At 32.2% G+C, this 1,696-nt stretch carries 2 protein-coding genes; one reads left to right on the forward strand and one right to left on the reverse strand.

Annotated elements, in window-relative coordinates:
* Positions 1 to 162: 162 nt before the first annotated feature.
* Positions 163 to 1,281 carry a peptide chain release factor 2 gene (prfB, locus tag MVY38_RS07525; protein ID WP_297484872.1) on the forward strand — a complete coding sequence of 373 codons (1,119 nt, stop codon included), beginning with the start codon at positions 163 to 165 and terminating at the stop codon, positions 1,279 to 1,281.
* Between the two features lie 98 nt (positions 1,282 to 1,379).
* On the opposite strand, the gene MVY38_RS07530 is transcribed toward prfB, so the two are convergent.
* The coding region (locus tag MVY38_RS07530) for a transposase (protein ID WP_297484874.1) at positions 1,380 to 1,696 on the reverse strand (317 nt) is incomplete at its 5' end.

The following is a 1,696-nucleotide window of genomic DNA, read 5'->3' on the forward strand; positions in this document are numbered from 1 at the left end:
TGTAGGTCGCTGCCTCTTTGAGTTTCTTTCTTTTTCTTATTTCTTTTTTTTCCTTTACGGTTTTTTATTTTTACTTATTTATAGCACTATTCTTTGTTTTTTTTGCTTTATTGTTTTTATTTTAGATAAAATATGAACTAATTTAATGTAATGGAATATATGATGGATACGTACGAATATGGTGAGTTAATAAAACAACTTACAATAAAAATAGAAAATATAAAAAATATTCTTAATCCAGATGAGATTAAAACTCGACTCTTAGTTATAGAAGAGATGCAAAAAGAATCTAATTTTTGGAATGATGCTAATAATGCATCTATCATTTCTCAAGAAAAAACTAAAAAAGAGCGTTCTCTTATTAAGTATGAAGAAGCAAGGTCTTCTCTTGAAGATGCATTAGCGTTTTTTAATATGGCAAAGTCTGAGGGAGATGAAGAGACTTTGGATATATTATATATGGATGCCGAGAGTTTAAAAGATAATATAAATGCTTTAGAAGTTAGCATGATGCTAAGTGGAGAACATGATGTTAATAATGCAATAATATCTATTCATCCTGGTGCAGGAGGAACTGAGTCTCAAGATTGGGCAAGTATGCTCTATAGAATGTATCTACGTTGGGCTGAGCGTAAAGGGTTTAAGGTTGAAAGTCTTGATTATCAGGCTGGTGATGAAGCAGGTATTAAGGATGTGAGTTTTATTATTAAAGGGCAAAATGCTTACGGTTATTTAAAAGTTGAAAATGGGGTTCATCGTTTGGTACGAATTTCTCCTTTTGATTCTAATGCTAAACGACATACATCTTTTTCTTCTGTAATGGTTTCACCTGAAATTGATGATGAAATTGATATAGAGATTGAAGATAAAGATATTCGTATTGATACTTATAGAGCTTCTGGTGCGGGTGGGCAACATGTTAATAAAACGGAGAGTGCTATTCGTATTACTCATTTAGAGACAAACATTGTTGTACAGTGTCAAAATGGGCGTAGTCAACATAAAAATAAAGCAACGGCGATGAAGATGTTAAAGTCACGTCTTTATGAATATGAAATAGAAAAGAAGCAAGCTCTTTTAGATGGTGTAGAGAAGAGTGATATTGGTTGGGGACATCAAATACGTTCCTATGTCATGGCTCCTTATCAACAAGTAAAAGATGTACGTTCTAATATACCTTATTCAAATGTTGATGAGATATTGGATGGGGATATTGATAAGATAATAGAGGGAGTATTGATAAGTCAAAATACTAAAATAAGGGACTGTAATAAATTCTGATTGTAATTTAGTTATGTTTCATCCTGATTTTAAAAATATCGGGACTGTAATAAATTCTGTGTCAACACCTAAATCGTTGGTCAAATTATATCACAGTTCTACAAATCTAAAGCCCCCTTCAATCTCTCCTTAAAATGAATATTGAGCTGAGAGATTGTAAGACTCCAATTTCTTATCGGCATAGTCCATTTCTTTTCGGCATTTCTAATACCAGCATAAAGTAGTTTTAAGAGGCTATTATCCGTAGGGAAAGCTCCTTTAGTTTTAGTCAATGTTCTAAATTGTCGGTGTACAGATTCAATGATGTTAGTGGTATAAATAATACGTCTAATGTCCTGTGGATACTTAAAGTAATTTGAGAGATTCTCCCAGTTGTTATACCAAGAGTCAAAAACAATAGGGTATTTTTTACCCC

This window comes from Sulfurimonas sp., assembly GCF_027056685.1.
Lineage (GTDB): Bacteria > Campylobacterota > Campylobacteria > Campylobacterales > Sulfurimonadaceae > Sulfurimonas.